We start from the raw sequence: 22,552 nt of genomic DNA, 5'->3' as shown, positions 1-22,552 counted from the left end.
GTCCTGGACGGCGTCGTCCCGGATGAGCAGGGGCGGGGGGTGGCCGCAGTTGATCCAGGTGAGCCAGCCGCTGGTGATGTCGAGGTTGGCGATGACTGCGGTCAGGAGGCGGCCCGGAATCCACAGGTCCAGGGTTCGGTCGATGGTGGTGGCGATGTCGGTCAGGGTGCCGCCGTCGCGGCGGGTGGCGCGGCAGGCGGCGAGAGCGGCCGCGCTGGAACCGCCCGAGGCCAGGTCGTGGCCCATGGCGTCCAGCAGGGCCAGGTGCAGGACGTTCTCGGTGAGGTTGTGATCGAAGGCGTCCCCGCCGATGTCGTAGGCCGGTTCCAGAGCGGTGCTCGAGGTGACCTGGTCAGTGCCGATGGCCCGCGGAGGCAGATACGACCACAGCAGTTCCGCCTGGATGGTCATGGCCCTGGAACGCTCGCGCGCGACCAACAGGTCGCTGTAGGTCGCTTTGGACGCCACCAACAAGGCGGTCAGCCCCGCCAGCGCCGTACAGGACTCCAGCAGGTGGGGATCGAGGTCGGGTGCTGCGACCATCATGACGCCCAGGCGCTCGATTCCGTCGATCAACGGTAGCCATGCTGTGCCGCCGTCACGCGTGCGCTGAATTCGCTGCGTACGGTAGGCCAGGCCGGCCACCGAGTCGTCGATGTCCAGTGCTGGTGTGTCCTGCCCGGCCGGATACGGCAAGGCGATCAGTTGGACCTGCTGAAGGTCGGGGACGTAGAGGCGTGCGCTGGACAGACCGAGGCGCCGCCCGGCATCGTCGATCAGCAACGGAAGGTCCCGAGGTGACACTCGGTGTGAGCGCGCCAGAAGATCCGACAACACGCCTTCGTCACCCGTCACAACGGCTCCGTTCCTGCTGACGGCACCTGGGCTGCCACCCTCGGGCACCCATACGCCCACTTCCCATACTCGCTAAGGATCCTCCTCTCAGCGAGTCCGCAACCGCGTCGGCTCTCGGGCCCTTGGGCCGGCTCGGCCGAAGCCTGTGCGCTTGTCCCGTGCGGAGTTTCGGGGCAGGAGGGAAGGTCTGTCCCGGGCGGCACAGTGGGCAGGGCGCTGCCGGTCCGGTCAGGTCCGATCCGTTGGATCCTGACGCGGCGACCGCAGTCCGGGCTGCCACCGCACCCCGCCGATGGGCGTGACCAAGCGCGATGACTCTCTCCAACCTAGCGTGGCATGTAAGAACGGTCCGATGGAGGGATCACCATGGTCAGAAGTGGCGCCAGGGATCAGGCCAAGGCCAGGTTCAAAGTGTTCGTCGGGAGGATCACCGGTAGCGAGCGCCTCGAGGCCGAGGGCAGGACGGACGAGGTGAAAGCCACGATCCGTCAGAAGGTGACCATCATCCGGCACCGAGCCCTGGGCATGAAGGACTCGTTGAAGCACTCGTTCAAACGAGGCCGCTCCTGACGTTTCCCTGGATGCACGACGGACCTCTTCCTGCCCGGACCCCGGCGGCGATCGGCGCTGCGTGGATGCGCAGGGACCGGAGTTCTGGCCCGCCCACCGCTCAAGGGCCGGCTGGTCACATGGGGACGGGTAGTGGCCCCGGTCCCGCCCGGAGCCGCACGGGACTCATCGCTGCCACACCTCCGGTCCGCCCCCACGCCACTCGATCTCCGCCATGCCCGCCACGTCGAGGTCGTCGATGCCTTCCAGGCCCGCCAGGCGTAAGAACTCGGCGACGTCGAGGAGGCCGTAGGCCATGCCGAGGAACTGGTTGCCCGCGCGGACGCGCCGGCCGCCGTCCTCGGCGGGCGGGTAGACGACGACGGGCATCGCGTTAGCCATGAGTCCAGAGTGGAACCTGAGCCGTCACCGCGCACGCGGGCCACGGCGCGCGAACCCGGCGCGACGTGCCCCGGGGAGTGTCAGCGTCCGCTGCGGGCTTCCCGAGCCCACCTCTCGACGACGGGTACGCAGGCGTCGGCGAAGTACTCGTAGTCGCCCGGTGTGTTGTAGACGTGGGCGGACAACCGCAGGTAACCGATTCCGCCGAAGCTGGTGAAGGCGGCCTCGACACCCAGTTCCTCGGTCGCCCGGTCGCGCAGGGCGTCGGCCTCGATCCGGGTGGCGCCCAGGCCCTCCGGGAGCCGGACCAGGCGCATTCCCGGCACGGGCATCCCGGCGTCGACCGGTTCCGCCGGGCCGCCCGAGGCCTCGAACGCCTCGGCCACCACGCGAGCGCCGTATGCGGCCAGTTCGTGCATGTAGACGCGGGCCGTGTCCCAGCCCCAGGTGCGGTCGACGAAGTCGAGTGCCGCGGGGGCGGCGAGGCATCCGGTCGCGTCGATCGTGCCCTGCTGGTCGAAGCGGTCCGGGAAGGGCTTTGCGGCGCTCCAGGAGTCGATCAGCGGATGGAGTTCCTCGCGCAGCGCGCCCCGGGCCACGAGCGCGGCGGTGCCACGGGGCGCGCATCCCCACTTGTGGAGGTTGCCGACCCAGGCGTCGCAGGCCAGCCCCTCCATGGGCGCAGGGAGGAGGCCGGGGGCGTGCGCGCCGTCCACGAGCAGCGGGATGCCGTGCCGGGCGGCCTCCGAGCCGACGAGGCCGACCGGCATCAGCCGGGCCGTGGCGGAGGTGATCTGGTCCAGGACGATGAGCGCGACCCGCTCGTCCACCTGCGACATCACCGCCGTACAGGCCTGCCGGGCATCGGCGTCGAGGGGGACGTGGGCGGTGCGTACGCGTGCGCCCCAGCGCCGGGCGAGCCGCTCGGCGCCCATCGTGACGGCGCCGTAGCCGTGGTCGGTGACCACGATGTCGCCGCCCGGACGCGCGCCGAGGGCGGTGTAGACGACGCTCGCGCCGGCGCTCGCGTTGGGGACGAGCGCCAAGTCCCGCGCCGGGACGCGGAGATGGCCGGCGATCTCCGAGCGGGCGGCGGCGATCCGGCCCGGCAGCCGCGGGAACCAGGCGACCGGCGCCCGTTCCATCTCGCCGCGCAGCGCGCTCTGCCGCTCCTGCGCCACCCGGGGCACCGCGCCGAACGAGCCGTGGTTGAGGTGCCGCATCGCGGGATCGAGGGTCCAGGCGGAGGCGGCGTCCCGGCCGTCGGTCAGCAGCAGAGGACGGGGCGCGGCGAGCGCTCGGGTCTCGGTCACGTGAATCCTGACGTGGGCGGCGGGACGGCCCTGCGGCCGGGATGCGCGATCACGATACCCACGCCACGATGCGCGCCGGCGGCCCCCTGGGTCCGCTGCTGCGCCGCCGTCCTAGCGGGGCGGGACGGGGCGGTCGTAGACGTTGTCCGGAGTCACGATCTCGGTGATGGCGCGGGCGACGAGGGAGGAGGGCTCCTTGCCTTCGTACATGCGGTCGGTGTTGAGCATGAGGACGAGCGTGGCCTTTTGCGAGGGAAGGTGGACGGTGACGCTCTCGTAGCCGGGGATGGAGCCGTTGTGCCCGATCCAGCCCCCGGACTCGAAGATGCCGAGGCCGTAGCTCGTTCCGGGGTAGCCGGTCGGCAGGGTCCTGAGCCGCTCCGCCTGGGTCCGCGGGCTCAGCAGCGTGCCGGTGGCGACGATCCTGGCCCAGCGGCGCAGGTCGTGCAGGTCGGAGATCATCGCCCCGGCCGCCCAGGCCCAGCTGGGGTTCCAGTCGGTGGCGTCGGCGACCTCGCCGTCCAGCGTCTGGTCGGTGTAGCCGCGCGGATGAGGCTCGGGGAACTCGGCGTCCTCGGGAAACAGCGTGTGGTGCAGGCCGGCCGGACGGAGCACGCGCCGGTCGATGAAGTCGGCGAGGCGCTGCCCGCTGACCTTCTCGATCACCAGGCCGAGGAGGATGAGGTTGCTGTTGGAGTACTGGAACTCCTGCCCCGGCTCGAAGGTGTTGGGGTGCTTGTAGCCGTAGGCGAGCACCTGCCGCGGGGTGAACGTACGGCTGGGGTCGCTCAGCAGATCGTGCACGAAGTCCGGGTCGGCACTGTAGGGGAACAGGCCGCTGCGCATCTCGGCGAGATGCCGCAGGGTGATGCGGTCACCGCCCGGCACGCCGCGCACGTAGGCGGAGATGGGGTCGTCCAGCCGGATCCGGTGGTCGTCGACGAGCTTGAGCAGCGCGGTGACCGTGAAGGTCTTGGTCTCGCTGCCGATCCGGATGAACTGGTCGGTGGTCATCGGCCGGCGGGTGGCGGTGTCGGCGACACCGGTGGCGCGGACGTAGTTTCCCTTCCCCGGCATCCACAGTCCGACCACGAGGCCGGGAATGCCGGCCTGCCGCCGGACGTCCTCGACGGCTTCGTCCAGCCGGGCGGTCAGTTCGGGGCCGAGGCCGTCCGGCGGACAGTCGTCCTTGTCATGGCGGTCGACGGCCCCGGCTCGGTCGACGGCCGCGGCGTCGACTGCGGATGTGGCGTGGACGGCGGTGGCGGGCATCGCCGTCATGGGGGCCAGAACGGACGCCACGAGCAGCGCTGCGGTGAACAGACGGCGGGACGGGATACGTCTCATACGGGACGCCTCTTCCGGATCGGGGGCTCGGGTGGCTACGTCACCACCCGCGTCCCGGGCCGGGGCCCCCGCCCGGCACGGCCCCCTGCGAGTCCACCCGTTCGGAGCCACGCGGGTCCCCGGGGCGGCGCCGGCCCGCGGCGGGGAGCCGTGGTCGGACCCTGGCCTCGGGCGGCCACGGATCCTTGTGGTGGGACGCGAGCGCTGTGACCGTGGGAGCCGTGCACTCGGCAGTGCGGCGAGCACCCCATCCCGCGCCCGGCTTCTCGGCGGCGGCCCACACGCCGATGCCGCACAGCGAGCACGGGCGACTTACCCCGGTTTGACATGGTTCGAGCGGATGCCATGGTGGTAGCCGGGGACGACGTTGGGAGGCTCGGCATGGCATCGCACTCGGCATGGGGCCGCGCGGCGCGGCAAGTACCGCTCAGGCTCACGGTCGGCGCGTTCTTCCTCAACTCGGGGCTGTCGAAACGTGACGCGGACGAGGCCACCGCTGAAAAGGTCCATCAGTTCGCCACCACCACATACCCCTTCCTGGGCACGCTCGACGCCCAGAAGTTCACCAGGCTGCTGTCGGCGGGCGAGATCGCCATTGCCGCCGCCCTGCTCCTGCCGGTCGTGCCCGCGGCTGTCGCGGGGGCCGCGCTCACCGGGTTCTCGTGCGGCACCCTGGGCCTGTACCTGCGGACGCCGGGCATGCGCCAGGAAGGCAGTCTGCGCCCCACGGAGCAGGGAATCCCGCTGGCCAAGGACGCGTGGATACTGGGCGTCGGCGTATCCCTCCTCGCCGATGGCCTGACCGGACACCGAGGGCCCGCGACCTCCGCCCTCGGTGCCTGCCGCCGCATGCTGCGTCACTGATCGGTTCGGGCGCGACGCCCGCGCGCCCGTGCCGTCCGCGGCGGGCACCACTGAGGTTGCCCTCGCTGCAGGCGGCCGCAGTGGTGCCCGGCAGCTCAGAACGTCCAGCGGGTATGGGTGTAGACCCCGTCGTCCCGGCCGAAGCCGTACGCCACGGTCGGGGCGACCGCGAACACCATGGCGTCCCCCGTCCGAAACGAGTCCCCGATCCCGTGGAAGGTGCCCTCGGCCGAGGTGATGTGGGGCCCGTACTTCGCCTCGTGCGCCGCGATCACCTCCTCCAGCACCGCGGGATCGGTGACCGGCTGCGCCTTTCCCTCGATCACGAGGTCGAGTCCCCGCGTGAGTGAGTTCCCGCCGGTGGTCAGCGCGCAGTGCGCGTCGTGCGCGAGGTTTCTCGCCTTCTGTTCTCCCGGGCCGGTGGAGAAGTACAGCACCCCGTCGTGCCAGGCGGCGATCACGGGGGTGACATGCAGCCGGCCGTCCGGCCGCACGGTGGACACCCAGAAGATCTCGGCTGCCTGGAGTTGCCGCTCGGCCTCGGCCCACTCGGTGGCCGTGACGTCGGCGGCACCCGGCCGCGGATTCAGCGCGGAACTGTAGCGGTCGTCCAGCTCAGCGGTGGGTCGCTCCGCGGATCCCTGTGTCGGCATGGCGGTCCTTCCTCTCTCCTTGTCCCCTTCATAACGACCGGCAGCGCATGTCGACATGACGCGGAGGGCGTACGGCTGTCCGGGACTCTCCGGCAAAAGCGGCCGCTCCCCAGCACGCCCCGGCCCGCAGACAGTTCGGCTCAGTCAGCATCCGGTGACGTCCGTCCAGGCCGAGGTCTGTGCTGCCCCTCGGCGGACGGCTTACTGCGGATTTTGGGCAAGCTGCCCGCAGACCGCCACGAGGCCGGGCGCACCCTCCGGTCCCGCCGTCACGTCCTGCACGCCGGTCTGCATTCAGTCGGCCTGGCTGTCGTCGGCCTCGGCGACCGCGAGCGCGAGGATCCTCACGGCGGCCCCCTTCCCCACCCGGGCCAGGGCCTCCGCCGCCCGTCGGGTCACCGCCGTGTCCGCGGCGTCGAGCAGCAGACCCACCAACGCCGCGCCGCGTTCCTGGGCCGGCCGGTGCCAGGGCAGCGGTGAGCGGGCCCCTCGCGGAGTACTGACCGCAAACCGGTGACAGAGAAAGGGCCCTGAGCCACTGGACGACACCGTGCCGTCGCCGGCACCCGTCCTCATCGTTCCTTGGGCCGCCGCCCGTGGTGATCCAGGAGCCAGCGGCCGACCAGCGCCCCGCCGTAGACGACGAACCCCACACCGATCAGCCAGGACTCGACCACGAGAACGACGCCGACGGTGCCGTAGCTGATCGCGTTGTTCACGATCAGCGGGGTGAAGACGAAGAAGGAGAAGCCCCGCAGGCCGATCAGGCCGAGCATGGTGGCGACCGCCCCGGGCAGCAGCTCCCGCCAGCGGACCTGACCGCCCAGCAGGAAACCCTGGCCCCACCAGAAGAACAGGATGCCGGTCACCGACGAGAGCACGATGCGCTCCGGCCCCTGCAGCGCACTGCGTGTCTGCGCCTCCTGGTAGAGGTACGCGGTCAGCAGGCACAGCCAGGTCGCCTGACGCCAGACCCGGTGCCACGGTCCGGGAGGCAGGTTCCACACCCGCTCGTAGCCGTTCTGGACGCTCGCTCCCAGGGCGACACCGAACACGGCGAGCGCCAGCCCGCCCCACACACTGGTGGTGCCGACCACCGCGCGGGGCGGGCTGATGATGTCCGTGAGCAGGCGCGAGGACCGCCCCGACAGGCCCATGCCGTCCGCCAGCCATGCCGCGAAGCCGCCGCGCCCGAGCGGATCGGCGGCGGCGACCACGATGAGCAGCGGAGCCAGCGTGACCAGGGCCAGAGTCGCGAACCCCATGGCCCGGTGCATCAGCTCCAGGTCACGGCCGCGCCGTAGCAGGGTGTGGGCGCCCATCCGTTCCCATCCGTGCCGGATCACCTGCGCGAATCCCCTCACGGCGCGCTCGTTCGGCGGCTCCCGCACCCGCGGCGGACCAGTCCGCGGCGGCCGGCCCGGAACCTGAGGAACGGCCGCGGCGGGCCGGGCTGCCCGTGCCGTGTCATCCGACGTGTCGTCCGACCACCGCGACGGAGGCGTGCCAGGTCGGCCGGCGGTCCCCCGCCCCCGCGTCGTCGACGCCTTCGGCAGGGCCGCCGATCCCGCCAGAAGCCGGTGTCATGAGGGCTCGTCATGCCTCGTCGTCGGACTCGGTGCGGGACTTGGCCGCCCGCCGGAGCCGGTAGTGACGGGACTGGCTCTGCTCGGTGACGGCGTCGCCGACCATCGTCCGCACGATGTTGCGCAGTCCGTGCATCGAGTGCTGTCGCGAAGGCCCCGCGCCCGGGTCCTCCCGCAGTTCCTTGAGCAACGCCCAGCACAGGAACAGCATGACGACGACGAAGGGCAGCGCCACCAGGATCGTCGCCGTCTGGAGCGAGTTGAGCCCGCCGACCACCAGCAGCACCGCCGCGACCGCGGCCATCAGCACACCCCAGGCCACGACGAGCCACGTCGGCGGGTGCAGTGCGCCACGGCTGGTCAGGGATCCCATCACCAGCGACGCGGAGTCGGCGCTGGTGATGAAGTAGGTCATGACGAGGACCATCGCGATGAACGACGTGACCGTGCCGATCGGCAGCGCGTCCAGCATCGCGAACAGCGACGCCTCGGCGCCGTCCTCCACCGCCCCCGCGAGGTCCGCCTTGCCGGTCGACTCGAGCCGGAGCGCCGTACCGCCCATCACGCAGAACCAGACGACGGTCGCACCGCTGGGTACCAGCAGGACGCCGATGAGGAACTCGCGGATGGTCCGGCCGTGCGAGATGCGGGCGATGAACGTGCCGACGAACGGTGCCCACGACAGCCACCAGGCCCAGTAGAAGATCGTCCAGGTGCCCAGCCAGTCCTGGTCGGAGAAGGCGCCGGTCCGTGTGGCCATCGGCAGCAGGTTCTGCAGGTAGCCGCCCACGGAGGCCGGAATCGTGTCCAGGATGTAGACGGTCGGGCCGAGCAGGAAGACGAACACCATCAGACCCGCCGCCAGCCCGATGTTCAGCGTCGACAGCCACTTGATGCCCCGGTGCAGACCGGAGAAGGCCGAGGCGACGAACGCGGCCGACAGCGCCACGATGATGACGAGTTCGGTGGTGCGGGAGGCGTTGAGCCCCGCGGTGATGTCGAGCCCTTCGGCGACCTGGAGCGCGCCCAGACCCAGGCTCGTCGCCGTACCGAAGACGGTGGCGAAGACGGCGAGCAGATCGATCAGCCGGCCGGGCCAGGATTCTGCCCGCCGCGCCCCGATGAGCGGCACGAACGCGGCGCTCAGCCGGTTGCCGCGGCCCTTGCGGAAGCCGGCGTAGGCCAGGGCGAGCCCCGCGATCCCGTAGATGGCCCATGGGGTCAGCGTCCAGTGGAAGAACGAGTACTCCAGGGCCGTGCGCCCCGCGTCGTCGGACCCGGGCTGCACATCGCTCGCCGGGGGTGGCGCGAGATAGTGCGTGAGCGGCTCACCGACGCCGTAGAACATCAGGCCGATGCCCATGCCCGCGCTGAACATCATCGCGATCCAGGCGAGGTTCCCGAACTCCGGAACGGAGTCGTCGCGGCCGAGCCTGATCCGGCCGAACCTGCTGAACGCGATCACCAGACACAGGACCAGGAACACGTCCGCGGCGACCACGAACAGCCACCCGAAGTTGTCCAGAACCCACGCCAGAGCGGTGGCCGTGGCACTGTCGAACGAATCGTCACCGAGCCAGGCCCACAGCACCACTGCGACGACAGCGGCCATTCCGATCCCCACGAGGGCCCGGTCGGCCGTGCCGGGGTCGGTGGCGGTCGTCGGGGGCCCGGGTTCGGGCAGCTCGATCGGTTCCGTGCTCATGGCGCCCCACTATGGAGCGCGCTCACGCGAGTTCCGTGGTGGCACGCCGCCCGATGGTCCTGATGGGGCCGCCTGCCGCCACAGGCTCGGGAGCGGACGTCCGCGGACCGTGCGCGGCGACGCCGCGGTGCCGGCCGGACGGCCGTGGCGGGGCCGGCGACCCCTGCCGGGACCCGCCACCGGCGTGGCACTGTGATCATGGGAAGGCACGACATCGACACCGAGTCTCCGAGGAAGCGCCCGCCATGCCTGTGCCCGCCGACCCGACCGCGCTCCACCCGATGCCCGCACAGCCCCGCGTGGTGCTGCTCAGGCCGCTGGTCACCTCCCCGCTGATCGAGGTCGGGGAGTACTCCTACTACGACGACCCGGCCGATGCGACCGGGTTCGAGACGCGCAACGTGCTCTACCACTACGGGCCGGAGAAACTGATCATCGGCAGGTTCTGCGCGCTCGGCACCGGGGTCCGGTTCCTCATGAACGGCGCCAACCACCGCATGGACGGCCCCTCGACCTTCCCCTTCCCCACCATGGGCGGCTCGTGGTCGGACCACTTCGACCTGCTCACCGGCCTGCCGAACCGGGGTGACACCGTCGTCGGCCACGACGTCTGGTTCGGCCACGGGGTGACGGTGATGCCCGGCGTACGGATCGGACACGGCGCGATCATCGGCGCCGGCGCCGTGGTCACCGGGGACGTGCCCGACTACGGGATCGTCGGCGGCAACCCGGCCCGCCTCCTGCGCACCCGCCACAGCGAGGAGGACGTCAGCCGGCTGCTGGCCGTGGCCTGGTGGGACTGGCCCGCCGAGCACATCACCGAGCATGTGCGGACGATCATGGCGGGGAGCATCGCGGACCTGGAGGCCGCCGCCAGGGGCCTGCCCGGCACCTGAGCGGCCGACTGCCCGAGCGCCGGTCACCACGTCTCCGCGTCCTTCGCGGTGCCGTGGGCGGCCTGTTCTCGGCTCGCGTCCCCGGCCGTCGACCGCAGCCGCATCGCCAGCAGGGGCAGCACGAGTACGGAGATCATCGCGGCGCCCACCAGCGACGCGGCCTCGTCCGAGGCGAGGAGGTCCTGGTCCATGCCGATGGTCGTGATCGCGACCACGAGCGGAAGACACGTCGAGGCGAACAGGGCCAGCGCGGTGCGGTCCGCACGACCGAGGTCCCTCGGGGCGAGCGCGTACACCGGCGCGCCACGCACCAGCAGGACCAGCAGCAGGAAGACCGGCACGAGCAGCAGGGCTCCCAGGTCGTGCAGCAGCGCGTGCAGATCGAACTCGATGCCGGTGACCACGTAGAACAGCGGCACGAGGAAACCGAATCCCATGGCCTCCACCTTGCCGAGGACCTGCTCGCTGCTCCCGGGCACGGCACGGCGCAGCACGAGGCGGGTGAGGACCCCGGCGGCGAAGGCGCCCAGCAGCACGTCGAGGCCGAACACCTCGGCCAGGCCCAGCATGCAGGCCAGCAGCAGCATCACGAACCGGACCGCGAACTGCCCGCTGCTGTGCAGGGTCCGTTCGGTCAGCCGGGCGAACCAGGGCGGTCTCGGACGCATGGCCCAGAAGACGGCACCGGCCGTCAGCACCCCGAACCCGGCCAGCAGGGCCGCCGACTCGCCCGGGCGACGTCCGCTGAGCAGCAGCGCCACGGCGACCACCGGGCCGAATTCGCCGACGGCGCCGAACGCCGACATCACGGTGCCGAAGCGGCCCCGCAGCTGACCGCTGTCGCGCAGCATCGGCAGGACCGTGCCCAGCGCCGTGCTGGTCAGCGCGGTGCCGATGACGAAGGCCTCGAACACGTCGCCACCGCTGATCAGGAAGGCCACCCCGATGCCGAGGCCCAGGGAGACCAGCCACGCCCACAGGGAGCGGCGCAGGGTGTCGCCGCGTACCGCCGCGAACTCGATCTCGTAACCCGCCAGGAAGATGAGCATCGACAGCCCGAGATCGGCGAGCGTGTCGACGACGTCGTCGGGACGGGCCCAGCCGAGGACGTCGGGACCGATGAGGATGCCGAGCGAGATCTCGAAGATGACCAGGGGAATCCGGATCCGGCGGCCGGTGGCGTACACGAGGAGCGGCGCGAGTACGGCCGCTGCCATGATCAGGATGAGAGTGCCCGGGTGGGTCATGAGCGGCTCGGGTCGGCCGGGTGACCACGGGTCACACGATGACGGGTCTCCGGATGACGACGGGTCTCCGGATGACGACGGGTCACTGGGTTTCGACGTTTCACCGCGTGACGACGGCGAGTTCGGGGTGCGGCACGGCGTGCTCGGCTTCGGCGAGCACCGGCACCGCGGGCTCGGACTCCGTGTTCTGCGGCATCGGCATCTCCCTCGCAGCGGCATGCTGAATCCGCTGACGCGACGACGTGACGGCCATGGCGGCGCGCGCGGCCCTGTGCCACTCTGACCCGCGCCACGGGAACGGACTACCGCATGTACGCCGTAGGAGGAGACCGCGCGGGCGAGGCGGGCCCTCTTCACCCGAGTGGTCTCGGGCGGCTCGCGGCGCGGCCCACGGCGACCGATGCTCGAAGTCTCCCGCCGCGGCGCCGGGGAACGGATGAGACCGGTGAGCTGACAGCAGGACACGTTCCCTCACCTTCGCTGAGACCGGCGATGTGGCCCGGTCCGCGAGCGGACCGCGCCCGACCGTTCCCCTCCGTACCTGACCGGCTCCGTACGGACGCGCCCCGCCCATCGCAGCCGGGGCACACATCGGGCCCGACGGAACCGCAGCCACGCCCTCGCCCTCGCCCTCTTCCTGGTGTCCGCGGGAGCGTTGTTCGGATGGACGCTGCCTCGCCGGGAGCGGCATCTGCCCGAGGCCGGGCTGACCTTCGACGCGTCCACGGCGCAGGCGACCCTCGCCGCGATCGCCGCAGGGATGATCACTCGCTTCTGCACGCCCTGCACGCCCTGCTCGACCGCCTGCTCGTGGCGACGGCCGACGACCGCAGGGCGCCGCTCGCCGAACGCCGCGATGCCCTCCACCGCTTGGCCGCCACCGCGCTTCCCCAGGATGTGCGGCTCAGCTCTGCGGGTGGGATGTGGGCACTGTGGCAGCCGGGGGTTAACCGGTAAAGCTACGGTTTCCAGCGGGCGATACTCAATCGTTACCGTGGCCGTCAGGGTGCTGGCGTTGACGTGCGAGAACTGGTGAAGTGAATCAACAGCGGTTACTAGACCGGTTTATGGACAGCGGCTGATCGGCGGGCTAGGTTGTCGGCCGTTGTGGCCGTTGTCCATCCACGGGCCTGAGTCAGGCGATTGGAGCCGCACCATGAAGGACGTCACCCAGCTCGACGAGGGCTGGAGCCTGCGCCATGGACAGGAACTGCTGGAGGCCACGGTGCCCGGCTGCGTGCACACCGACCTGTTGACCGCCGGCGTCATCCCCGACCCGTTCACCGGACTCCACGAGACCGAGGTCGCCTGGGTGGGCCGTCGCGCCTGGACCTACGTCCGCGAACTCGGGCACGACAGCGCGCACGAGCGCACCGACCTGGTCTTCGACGGACTCGACACGGCCGCGTACCTCACCCTGGACGGCCGCCCGGTCGGCACCACCCGCAACATGCACCGCCGCCACCGGTTCGACGTCACCGGCCGCACCGGCCGACTGGAGGTCCGCTTCGCCTCCGCCTACGACGAGGCCGCGGCCGTCCGTGCCGTCACGGGGGAGCGGCCCAACGTCTACCCGGAGCCGTCGCAGTACATCCGCAAGATGGCCTCCAGCTTCGGCTGGGACTGGGGGCCGACCCTGGTGACCGCCGGCATCTGGCGGCCCGTGCGCCTGGAGCACTGGTCCACCGCCCGCATCGCCCACGTACGCCCGCTGGTCACCGTGGACGAGGGCACCGGCCGGCTGGAGGTACGGCTGGAGGCCGAACGCACCGCGCAGGGGCGGGGCCGCACGCTGCGCGCCGAGGCCCGGGTGGCCGGCGCCCGCGCCGAGGCCGTCCTGACCGGCGACGAGGCGGTGCTCCGCCTGGAGGTGCCCGACCCGCGCCCGTGGTGGCCCCGCGGCTACGGCGAACAGCCCCTCTACGACCTCCACCTCACCCTGAGCGACGACGAGGGCCGCCCCCTGGACACCTGGCACCGCCGGATCGGCTTCCGCACGGTCGAGCTCGACCGCTCGGCCGACGAGCACGGCACCGGCTTCACCCTCGTCGTCAACGGCGTACGGATCTTCGCCCGCGGCGTCAACTGGATCCCCGACGACGCCTTCCCCTCCCGGATCACCCCCGAGCGCTACCGCACCCGGCTCACCCAGGCCGCCGAGGCGAACATCGACCTCGTACGCGTGTGGGGCGGCGGCATCTACGAGGACGACGCCTTCTACGACGCCTGCGACGAACTCGGCCTGATGGTCTGGCAGGACTTCCTCTTCGCCTGTTCCGCCTACCCGGAGGAACAGCCGTTGCGCGGCGAGGTGGAGGCCGAGGCGAGGGACAACGTCGTCCGGCTGATGCCCCATCCCTCCCTGGTCCTGTGGAACGGAAACAACGAGAACCTGTGGGGCTTCCGCGACTGGGGCTGGGAGCCCGCCCTCGCCGGCGACTCCTGGGGCGAGGGGTACTACCTCGGCCTGCTGCCCCGCATCGTCGCCGAACTCGACCCCACCCGCCCGTACACCGCCGGCAGCCCCTGGTCCGGCTCCTGGGACCACCATCCCAACGACCCCGCGCACGGCACCCACCACTCCTGGGAGGTGTGGAACCGCCAGGACTACGCCGAATACCGTGCCAGTGTCCCGCGGTTCGTCGCCGAGTTCGGCTGGCAGGCCCCGCCCGCCCTGGCCACCCTGCGCCGCGCCCTGCCCGGCGAGGAACTCGCCCCCGACTCCCCGGGCATGCTGCACCACCAGAAGGCCGAGGACGGCAACGGCAAGCTGAACCGCGGCGTCGGCCGCCACTTCCCGCTCCCCGAGGGCGACTTCGACCGCTGGCACTACCTGACCCAGCTCGTGCAGGCGCGGGCGGTCGCGGCCGGCATCGAGCACTGGCGCTCGCACTGGCCCGTCTGCGCCGGCACGATCGTCTGGCAGCTCAACGACTGCTGGCCCGTCACCTCCTGGGCCGCCATCGACAGCGACGGCCGCCCCAAGCCCCTCCACCACGAACTGCGCCGCGTCTACGCCGACCGGCTCCTGACCTTGCAGCCCGCCACCGACGGACTGGTCCTCGCCGCGGTCAACCAGGCCGCCGAACCCTGGCGGACCGCGGTGACGCTGCGCAGGTGGGGGGCGGACGCAACCCTGATCCACGAGAGCGTCCTGGACATCGCCGCCGAGCCCCGCTCGGTCGTCCGCCTCCCGGTGCCCCACGGCCTCCTGCCGGACGGGCGGTCCGGGAAGGAGTTCCTGGTCGCAGATGCAGATGCAGATGCAGACGTACGGGTGGGCACAGGCGCAGGCGCCGACGGACTGCGGGCCGTTCACTTCCCGGTCGCCGACAAGGACTTCGCCTACCCGCGGCCCGTCTACGACGTCGGCGTGGAGCCCGTGACCGGGCAGCGGGATAGGGTCGACGTCGTGGTGAGCGCCCGTACCCTTGTCCGAGACCTGCTGCTCCAGACCGACCGGCTCGGCCCGGCCGCCGTCGGCGACCGCGGTCTCCTGACCCTGCTGCCCGGCGAGCAGGTGCGCATCCGGGTCACCGGCTGCGCCACCGTCGACGTGGAGGACGTCAGGGCCGCCCTGTACTGCGTGGACACGGCGTGAGCAGCTCGACGGAACGCGTCACCATCAAGGACGTCGCCGCCCGGGCCGGGGTGTCCAAGGGCGCGGTGTCGCTGGCGTTCAACCACAAGCCCGGCGTCTCGGCGGCCACCCGCGAGCGGATCTTCGAGGCGGCCCGGGACCTCGGCTGGGCCCCCAGCGCCACCGCGCGCAGCCTGTCCAACCAGCGGGTGGACGTCGTCGGCCTCGCCCTCTGCCGGCCCGCCCGGCTGCTCGGTCTCGAACCGTTCTACATGGAGTTCATCTCCGGCATCGAGAGCGTCCTCGCGGAGCGGTCGTGCTCCCTGCTGCTGCGGCTGGTCCGTGACCTGGACGAGGAGATCGCCGTGCACAAGGCGTGGTGGGGCGGCCGGATGATCGCCGGGGCGATCCTGGTGGACTTCCGCGAGGACGATCCTCGGCTGCCGGCCCTGGAGGGCGTCGGGCTGCCCGCCGTGGCCGTCGGCCATCCCTCCCTCACCGGTTCCTTCCCGGCGGTGTGGACCGACGACGCCTGCGCGGTCGGCGAGGCCGTCCGCTACCTGGCCGCCCTGGGCCACCGCAGGATCGCCCGCGTCGGCGGCCCGGCCGACCTGGGCCACAGCGCGATCCGGACGCGCGCGTTCGCGACCACCATGCGCGAACTCGGGCTGGAGGAGGCCCGGCAGATCGCCACGGGCTTCGACGAGAAGGAGGGCGCCCGCGCCACCCGCTCGCTGCTGCTCGCCGCCGAACGGCCCACCGCCATCGTCTACGACAACGACATCATGGCGGTCGCGGGCGCGGGCGTCGCCGCCGAGATGGGCTTCACCGTCCCCGACGACCTGTCGCTGGTCGCCTGGGACGACTCGCAGCTGTGCCGCATCACCCATCCGACCCTGTCGGCGATGAGCCACGACGTGCACCACTTCGGCGCCGAGGTGACCCGTGTCCTGTTCGACGTGGTGAACGGGACGCACAGCGGTCCGCACCAGGCGCCGACGCCCACCCTGACGCCGCGGGGTTCCACGGCTCGGGCGCCCAGGACCGGTCCGTAGGCCGGTGCGTGGGCCGGTGCGTGGTTCGCGTTCGCCGGCGTGACGTGGTGAACGGGCGCAGGACCGCGCCACCGGGGACGCGACCCTGCGCCCGTGGCCGTTGAGGGCGAAGGAGGCGGGAACCCCGTTTGGTTCCCGTGGACGAACCGTTGAAGCCGAAGCTCACCGTGCCGCCGGCCGGGATCGTCTCCGTCCAGTATTCGCTGGCGGCCCGCACCTGGCTGCCCTGCTGGGTGGCCCGCGCGTTCCAGGCCTGGTTGAGCCTCCGGTCGCCGGGGAAGGCGAAGTCGAGCCGCCACCCCGGCACGGCCGTGGCGCCCGCCCGTCCCGTGAGCGGCGGCCCGCGACCGGTAGTGTCGGCCCACTGCCAGGGACTTGGGGGTTCGCATGTGGGCCGGTTGGGCGTTGCTGACACCCGTCGCCGCTCTCACCGTGGTCGTGCTCGGTGCGATCGGCGTGCTGAAGCTGCAGAAGCTCTCGATCGGGCGGAGCGAACGCGAGCCGGCGGCCGCTCCGACAGCCGTGGCTCCGACCGCCGCGGCTCCGACAGGATTCCACCAGTCGTCGCAGGAGAGCCGGGAGCAGTTCGTACGAAGGCACTGGCAGCGCCCTGGCGTGGTCGCCGACGGCGTGACCCTGGTCGATCTCTACGACCGCATCGCGGCCCTCGAGGAACGCCTCGCCAGAGCCGAGCGGCGGTCCGCCTCACCACCAGCCGACTGAGCAAGGCGCCTTTTGGTGACCGCCCTCCGTCTTTGGACGGCACCTCACGGGCGGCTGCCCGACGCCGCCAACTCCGCTTGGCCGACGCCGTCATCGACCTCGCCGGTCACCCGCCCCACGTGGCGCCTGACGCGGGCCTCCCGTCGCCGCCCCCGCGGCCGTCATCGGCTCGTAAGGTCTCCGTCCGCGGTCCCGGCGTAGCGTGGAGGAAGAGCCGTACTCCCTGAAGGAGGGGTCATGGCGAACCCCGCAACCGATCCCGTCGCACCGGACCCCGCGAAGCAGGAGGCGTTCGCCGGGCGCCTGCTCGAGGTCCTCAACGGAGCCTCGCTGGCTCTGCTCACCAGCGTCGGTCATCAGACCGGCCTGTTCGACACCCTGAGCACGCTCCCTCCCGCGACCAGCGAGGACATCGCGAAGGCCGCCGGCCTGGACGCGCGCTACGTACGGGAATGGCTCGGCGGCATGGTCGTGGGCGGATTCGTCGACTACGCCCCCGACACGGCCACGTACACCCTGCCGCCCGAGCACGCCGCCTCCCTCACCAGAGCGGCCGGCCCGGACAACCTGGCCCCGCTCACGGTGTCCCTGGGCCTCATGGCGAGTGTGGACGAGCCGGTCGTCGACGCGTTCCGGCACGGCGGCGGCGTCCCGTACTCGGCATATCCGCGGTTCCAGGAGCTCCAGGCCCAGGAGACCGCGGCCGTGTACGACGCCGCGCTCGTCGACGTCATCGTGCCGCTGGTGCCCGGCCTCACCGAACGGCTCCGCGAGGGCGCCGACGTCCTGGACGTGGGTACCGGGCAGGGACATGCGCCCGTCGTCCTCGCCCGGGCCTTCCCCCACAGCCGCTTCCACGGGCTCGACCGCTCCGAGGAGGGGATCGCCGCGGGACGCGCCGAGGCCGGCCGGCTCGGACTGGACAACGTCCGCTTCACCGTCGGCGACTCCAGCGAGATCACCGGGGCCTACGACGTGATCACCGCCTTCGACGTCATCCACGACCTGGCCCGTCCCGCCGAGACGCTGTCCGCGATCTCCGGCGCGCTCAAGGACGGCGGAACGTTCCTGATGGGTGACATCGCGGCGTCCAGCAACCTGGAGGAGAACATCGGGCACCCCTTCGGGCCCGCGCTCTACGCCTTCTCCGTCTTCTACTGCATGACCACCTCCCTCAGCACCAAAGGCGCCGGCCTCGGCACCGTCTGGGGTGAGCAGACCGCTCGCCGCATGCTGAGCGAGGCGGGCTTCGAGAAGGTCGAGACGCACACGGTCGAGGGAGACCCGGTCAACCTGTACTACGTCGCCTCACGTTCCTGAAGCGATCACGCGCTGCCCAAAACCGGATGGCCACGTCCTCAGTGGGTACGCGGGGCTCGGGCCAAGGTCGCGTCGGTCTTCTGCGGGCTCGTGATCTTCAGCGATAGTTGGCCGCGGTGTCGTGCGGCACGCGCGGGGCCGACCGGTGGCGCGGCGGAAGGACAGGCACAGCGCAGTGACGATCGCCGATGCGGTGTTCGCGGGCTTGGGAGCGGGGGCGCTGCTCGCGGCGGTGCTGCCCCGTGTGGTCGCCGGGCGACCGCTGTCACTTCCCCTGGTGTTCCTGGTCGGTGGCATCTGTGTGTATCTGCTGCCCCTGCCGCTCCCTGAGATCGATCCGGTGGACGATCGGCTGCTGACGGAGCACATCACCGAGATCGGTGTGATCATCGCGCTGATGGGGGCCGGACTGGCGCTCAACCGGCCCGTCGGCCGCCGTCGCTGGGGCACCACCTGGCGGCTGCTGGGCGTCACGATGCCGATGACCGTCGTGGCCACCGCCCTCCTCGCATGGTGGCTGCTGGACTGGCCGCCGGCTGCCGCGCTGCTGCTGGCCGCCGTCCTCTCGCCGACCGATCCGGTGCTCGCCTCGGAGGTGCGGGTGGGGGAGCCCACCGAGGACGAGCACGACGAGGACGAGGTGCGGTTCGCCCTCACCAGCGAGGCGGGCCTCAACGACGGGCTCGCCTTCCCCCTGACCTACGCGGCCCTGGCCCTGGCCGCCGCGGCGGGCAGCGGCTGGTCGGCGGACTGGGCCGGCTCCTGGGTGGCGGAGGACGTCGCGGTCAAGTGCGCGGTAGGAGTGCTGTGCGGGTTACTGGTCGGCCGGCTGCTGGGCTGGCTGTTCTTCATGGCCCGCTCGCCGGTGCTACGGCTGTCCGAGCACCGGGAGGGCTTCGTCGCACTGGGTGCCACCTTCCTGTCGTACGGGGTGACCGAGCTGGTGGGCGGCTACGGCTTCCTCGCCGTGTTCGCCACCGCGTGCACGATCCGGGCGGCCGAGCGCGCCCACGGGTTCCACAACGTCCTGCACGATTTCGTGGAACAGATCGAGCGTCTGTTCACCGCGACGGTGCTGTTTCTGCTGGGCGCGTTCATCGCCCTGGGCGGTCTCGCCCCGCTGACGTGGCAGGGCGCGGTCACCGCGCTGGCGCTCCTGGTCGTGATCCGGCCGCTGTCCGGTTGGGCGGGGCTGCTCGGCGGCCGCCCGGGTCGTCTGGAACGCTGGGTGATCGCGAGCTACGGCATTCGCGGCATCGGGTCGCTCTACTACCTCGCCTACGCCCTGGGACGGCACGACTTCCCGGTGCCGGAGCGGGAGCTGTGGGCCGTGGTGACCTTCACCGTCCTCGCCTCGGTGCTGCTGCACGGGGTCACCGCGGGTCCGGTGGTGACCCGCCTGGACCGGCTGCGTACTGCCATGTCCCCACGCCAGGAGGGCACGGAAGGAGACAACGGACCGGGTCGGCGGGCGCGGTGACGGCCTCAGCCGTCGTAGGAGTGCGACTTCTTCCTCCGCTGTTTCCACCGCCGTTTCCACCGCTGTTTCCACCGCTGCTTCCGCAGCCGTTTCCGCCGCCGTCTCGCCGAGCCGTGACCAGCCGGCCCGGAGCACGGTCGTCTTCGTCCCACGGGCCGTCTCGACCAGGTGGGGCGGCAGGGTCCGTCGTTCCGGCTGGAAGTACGCCGACCGCACGGGCTGGTCGGCCCGGACCCCGGCCCTGTCAGGGGCCCGAGCCGCCCTCGAGCCCTTCGAGGGTGGCGAGTTCGGTGCGCGCGCAGACGCCGAGTTTGGGAAACGCCTTGTAGAGGTGGTAGCCGACAGTGCGCGGGCTCAGGAAGAGCTGCGCGGCGATGTCCCGGTTGGACAGTCCGCGCGCGGCCAGCCGGATGATCTTCCGCTCCTGCGGGGTGAGGACGGCCAGCGCCCCCACGGTCTCCTTCCTCGGCAGGACCTCTCCGGTGGCGTCGAGTTCGGCACGGGCCCGTTCCGCCCACGGGACGGCCCCGTGCCGACGGAACGTCTCGAACGCGTCGCGGAGCTGCGCCCTGGCCTCGGACTTACGGCGCGTGCGGCGCAGCCACTCGCCGTAGAGAAGCGCGGTTCGCGCACGGTCGAACTGCCGGTCGCCGGGGTGCAGTCGGAGCGCCGCCCGGTACAGCTCGTCGGTGTCCGCCTCCGGGGCGAGCAGGGCGCGACAGCGTTGGACATGAGCGTCGATCCATGGCTGCCGGGCGTGTTGGGACCAGTCCGTGAGCCGTGCCAACGGCTCGCGCGCCAGGGCCGGCCTGCCCAGCCGTACCGACGCCTCCACCAGGTCGCAGACGCTGCGTGTTCCGGGCAGCTGATGTCGGACCGGGCCGGTGTGCAGGGCCGTCAGACGGGTGAGTGCGGACTCCCACCGGGCGTTTCCGAGGTCGAGAAGGGCCAGTGCCCACTGGGCCCAGGCCATGCCGGCCGGGGGTGCGCCGGCCTCCGTCGTGGCGAGCGTGTCGTCCCCGAAGGCGTGGCAGCGGGGCTCGTCGCCCGACAACGCCGCCAAATAGGCCAGGACGCCGCTGATGTCGGCGATCCACTGCCGGTGCCCGAGTTCCTGGGCGATGTGGAGTGCCTGCGTCGCCTCGTCCCAGGCGTCGCTGTGCCGGCCGAGGAAGGTCAGGGCGCGGGCGACGCACGCCAGCACCGGCGGAGTGCGGCCGATCCATCCCTGCTCGCGGCATCGGGCGAGGAGTTCGCCCGCCACCTGGTGCGCCTCGGTGTCCTGACCGGCGACCTGAAGGCTGGTGGCGCCGACCAGGATGGTGTCGTGCGGGCCGCCGAACCCGGTCCGCCGGGCGGCCGCGATCCGTCGCGCGAGGACCTCAGGATCGCGGTCACCCTGGCCGGTCGCGGACCGTGTGGCGCACGTCAGTAGCCGGGCGACGTGCGTGAGCGGGTCGTCCGGCTGCAGCGGCAGGGCGTCCAGCCGGTCGGCGCTGTCGGCGAGTTCCGGTTCTCCGAGGTACCAGCCGGTGTGCACCGCGTCGAGCAGCATGTGAGCGGCCAGTGGCGCGTCGTCGGCCCCGGTGAGCGCGGCTGCTTCGGTCAGCAACCCGGCGGCGGTGCGGAGCGAGCCGTGGTGGAAGGCCGCGGCGGCGCGCACCCGGACGGCGCGAACGGTCACCGCCGGGTTGTCGCTGTGCTTCTCGCCGAGGCCCGCGAGTTCCACCATGCGGTCGATGTCACCCTCCTCGGCGGCCGCTTCGGCGGCCAGCACGAGCCTGCGGGCGTGTTCCGGACCGGATGGGGTGAGCTGCGCGGCTCGTTCGTAGGCCGCCACGGCTGCGGCGTAGCCGCTGCGCGCGGCGGCCCGCCGGGCGCTCCGCTCCAGTTCCGCGGCCACCTGCTCGTCGGGGCCGGTCGTCACGACGGCGTGGTGCCAGGCCCGCCGGTCGGCGTCCTGAGGCTGGTCGAGGGCGTCGGCGAGCGCCGTGTGCACCACCAGGCGGAGACTGACCGGGGCCGCCTGGTAGACGGCCGACCGCACGAGGGGATGCCGGAAGCGCACGGTGTCGTGGTTCACCCGGACCAGCCCCGCGGTCTCCGCCGGCACCAGATCGGTGAGCCGGCAGCCGAGGGCGGAGGCCGCGCGCAGGACGACGTGACGGTCACCGGTGTCCTCGGCGGCCGCGACGAGCAGCAGGTGCCGGCTCGGCTCCGGCAGTCGCAGCACCTGGTCGAGGAAGGCCGCCTGGACCGTCTCCGTCATGGGCAGGGCCTGGCCCCCGCCGGCCGGCCGGCCCGCGTCGAGAGCGGTCGGAAGTTCCAGGAGGGCGAGCGGATTGCCCTGCGCTTCGGCGAGCACCCGGTACCGGTCGGCCGGCGACAGCGTGGCGGCGTGCTCGGCCAGCAACCCGGCGGCGGCGGACGCGTCGAGCCCGGTCAGCGGCAGGCGGGGGAGTCCCGGCACGGCGAAGCCGGTGTGGGCGCCGATGATCAACGCGACGCCCTCGGCGTCGAGCCGTCGTGCGGCGAACAGCAGGGCCTCGGCCGACGCCCGGTCCAGCCACTGCGCGTCGTCGACGAGACACAGGACCGGCCCGCCGTCGGCGAACTCGGCGAGCAGGGAAAGGACGGCGAGACCGACGAGCATGCGGTCGCCCGGTTCGGTCGGGGCGAGCCCGAAGGCGCCGCGCAGCGCACGCGCCTGCGGCGCGGGCAGGGCACCGGTCCGGTCGAGAGCGGGGCGCAGCAGCAAGTGCAGGCCGGCGAACGGGAGATGCGCCTCCGACTCGATCCCGGTGCTGCGTACGATCCGCAGTCCGTCGGCCGTCGACGCCGCGTACTCCAGCAGCGCCGTCTTGCCGATCCCCGGGTCCCCGGTGATGAGCAGACACCCGCTGCGACCGGCCCGGCAGCCCGCCAGCAACCGGTCGACGACCGAAATCTCCTCACCCCGTCCGTGCAACACGTGGCA

At 72.0% G+C, this 22,552-nt stretch carries 18 protein-coding genes and 1 pseudogene; 8 read left to right on the top strand and 11 right to left on the bottom strand.

Annotated features, from left to right (window positions below):
* Nucleotides 1-783: SpoIIE family protein phosphatase (locus P1P75_RS10630; protein ID WP_319253914.1), on the bottom strand; the 783-nt coding region annotated here is incomplete at its 3' end.
* Between the two features lie 438 nt (nucleotides 784-1,221).
* Between P1P75_RS10630 and P1P75_RS10625 the strand changes: the two genes are divergently transcribed.
* The gene (locus tag P1P75_RS10625) at nucleotides 1,222-1,425 is read left to right on the top strand and encodes a CsbD family protein (RefSeq protein ID WP_319253912.1); all 204 of its coding nucleotides are present in this window, start codon (nucleotides 1,222-1,224) and stop codon (nucleotides 1,423-1,425) included.
* A gap of 165 nt (nucleotides 1,426-1,590) precedes the next feature.
* Here the strand turns inward: P1P75_RS10625 and P1P75_RS10620 are convergent, their stop codons facing one another.
* The 3 genes from P1P75_RS10620 to P1P75_RS10610 form a co-directional block, all read right to left on the bottom strand.
* The gene (locus tag P1P75_RS10620; protein WP_319253910.1) at nucleotides 1,591-1,806 is read right to left on the bottom strand and encodes a hypothetical protein; all 216 of its coding nucleotides are present in this window, start codon (nucleotides 1,804-1,806) and stop codon (nucleotides 1,591-1,593) included.
* 80 nt (nucleotides 1,807-1,886) lie between these two features.
* Nucleotides 1,887-3,119, bottom strand: a complete 1,233-nt coding sequence (locus tag P1P75_RS10615) for an aminotransferase class V-fold PLP-dependent enzyme (RefSeq protein ID WP_319253908.1) — start codon at nucleotides 3,117-3,119, stop codon at nucleotides 1,887-1,889.
* Between the two features lie 111 nt (nucleotides 3,120-3,230).
* Nucleotides 3,231-4,466 carry a serine hydrolase domain-containing protein gene (locus P1P75_RS10610; RefSeq protein ID WP_319253906.1) on the bottom strand — a complete coding sequence of 412 codons (1,236 nt, stop codon included), beginning with the start codon at nucleotides 4,464-4,466 and terminating at the stop codon, nucleotides 3,231-3,233.
* A gap of 381 nt (nucleotides 4,467-4,847) precedes the next feature.
* Here P1P75_RS10610 and P1P75_RS10605 point away from each other — a divergent pair, with 381 nt between their 5' ends.
* Nucleotides 4,848-5,330, top strand: coding sequence for a hypothetical protein (locus P1P75_RS10605; protein WP_319253904.1), 483 nt, complete (start codon nucleotides 4,848-4,850; stop codon nucleotides 5,328-5,330).
* A 95-nt stretch (nucleotides 5,331-5,425) separates the two neighbouring features.
* Here the strand turns inward: P1P75_RS10605 and P1P75_RS10600 are convergent, their stop codons facing one another.
* From P1P75_RS10600 to P1P75_RS10585, 4 genes are all read right to left on the bottom strand, one after another.
* On the bottom strand, nucleotides 5,426-5,983 hold the full coding sequence (locus P1P75_RS10600) for a pyridoxamine 5'-phosphate oxidase family protein (protein ID WP_319253902.1): 558 nt from the start codon (nucleotides 5,981-5,983) through the stop codon (nucleotides 5,426-5,428).
* Between the two features lie 294 nt (nucleotides 5,984-6,277).
* Nucleotides 6,278-6,418: a hypothetical protein gene (locus P1P75_RS10595; RefSeq protein WP_319253900.1), complete on the bottom strand. Its 141-nt coding sequence runs from the start codon at nucleotides 6,416-6,418 to the stop codon at nucleotides 6,278-6,280.
* Between the two features lie 137 nt (nucleotides 6,419-6,555).
* Nucleotides 6,556-7,305: a ribonuclease BN gene (locus P1P75_RS10590; RefSeq protein ID WP_319253916.1), complete on the bottom strand. Its 750-nt coding sequence runs from the start codon at nucleotides 7,303-7,305 to the stop codon at nucleotides 6,556-6,558.
* 274 nt (nucleotides 7,306-7,579) lie between these two features.
* Nucleotides 7,580-9,274, bottom strand: coding sequence for a BCCT family transporter (locus P1P75_RS10585; RefSeq protein WP_319253898.1), 1,695 nt, complete (start codon nucleotides 9,272-9,274; stop codon nucleotides 7,580-7,582).
* A 245-nt stretch (nucleotides 9,275-9,519) separates the two neighbouring features.
* On the opposite strand from P1P75_RS10585, the gene P1P75_RS10580 reads away from it, so the two are divergent.
* Nucleotides 9,520-10,170: a CatB-related O-acetyltransferase gene (locus P1P75_RS10580; protein ID WP_319253896.1), complete on the top strand. Its 651-nt coding sequence runs from the start codon at nucleotides 9,520-9,522 to the stop codon at nucleotides 10,168-10,170.
* Nucleotides 10,171-10,193: 23 nt separating this feature from the next.
* On the opposite strand, the gene P1P75_RS10575 is transcribed toward P1P75_RS10580, so the two are convergent.
* On the bottom strand, nucleotides 10,194-11,417 hold the full coding sequence (locus P1P75_RS10575) for a cation:proton antiporter (RefSeq protein WP_319253894.1): 1,224 nt from the start codon (nucleotides 11,415-11,417) through the stop codon (nucleotides 10,194-10,196).
* 1,156 nt (nucleotides 11,418-12,573) lie between these two features.
* On the opposite strand from P1P75_RS10575, the gene P1P75_RS10570 reads away from it, so the two are divergent.
* Together P1P75_RS10570 and P1P75_RS10565 are read left to right on the top strand one after the other, a co-directional pair.
* Nucleotides 12,574-15,018, top strand: a complete 2,445-nt coding sequence (locus tag P1P75_RS10570; protein ID WP_319253892.1) for a glycoside hydrolase family 2 protein — start codon at nucleotides 12,574-12,576, stop codon at nucleotides 15,016-15,018.
* Nucleotides 15,015-16,052 carry a LacI family DNA-binding transcriptional regulator gene (locus P1P75_RS10565; protein WP_319253890.1) on the top strand — a complete coding sequence of 346 codons (1,038 nt, stop codon included), beginning with the start codon at nucleotides 15,015-15,017 and terminating at the stop codon, nucleotides 16,050-16,052. Before P1P75_RS10570 ends, P1P75_RS10565 begins: the two co-directional genes overlap by 4 nt.
* 187 nt (nucleotides 16,053-16,239) lie before the next feature.
* On the opposite strand, the pseudogene P1P75_RS41995 reads toward P1P75_RS10565, so the two are convergent.
* Nucleotides 16,240-16,359, bottom strand: a pseudogene (locus P1P75_RS41995) (cellulose binding domain-containing protein); the annotation flags it as partial.
* Between the two features lie 98 nt (nucleotides 16,360-16,457).
* On the opposite strand from P1P75_RS41995, the gene P1P75_RS10560 reads away from it, so the two are divergent.
* The 3 genes from P1P75_RS10560 (at nucleotide 16,458) to P1P75_RS10550 (ending at nucleotide 19,575) form a co-directional block, all read left to right on the top strand.
* Nucleotides 16,458-16,775, top strand: a complete 318-nt coding sequence (locus P1P75_RS10560; protein WP_319253888.1) for a hypothetical protein — start codon at nucleotides 16,458-16,460, stop codon at nucleotides 16,773-16,775.
* A 237-nt stretch (nucleotides 16,776-17,012) separates the two neighbouring features.
* A complete protein-coding gene (locus P1P75_RS10555) occupies nucleotides 17,013-18,095 on the top strand; it encodes a class I SAM-dependent methyltransferase (protein ID WP_319253886.1) in 1,083 nt (360 codons plus the stop codon).
* A gap of 175 nt (nucleotides 18,096-18,270) precedes the next feature.
* Nucleotides 18,271-19,575, top strand: a complete 1,305-nt coding sequence (locus tag P1P75_RS10550; RefSeq protein ID WP_319253884.1) for a cation:proton antiporter — start codon at nucleotides 18,271-18,273, stop codon at nucleotides 19,573-19,575.
* Between the two features lie 244 nt (nucleotides 19,576-19,819).
* Here P1P75_RS10550 and P1P75_RS10545 read toward each other — a convergent pair whose 3' ends face one another.
* Nucleotides 19,820-22,546, bottom strand: a complete 2,727-nt coding sequence (locus P1P75_RS10545) for an AAA family ATPase (protein WP_319253882.1) — start codon at nucleotides 22,544-22,546, stop codon at nucleotides 19,820-19,822.
* Nucleotides 22,547-22,552: the final 6 nt, after the last annotated feature.

It is taken from the genome of Streptomyces sp. ID05-39B, from assembly GCF_033794725.1.
GTDB lineage: Bacteria > Actinomycetota > Actinomycetes > Streptomycetales > Streptomycetaceae > Streptomyces > Streptomyces bobili.
This window is presented reverse-complemented; position numbering and strand designations above follow the sequence as displayed.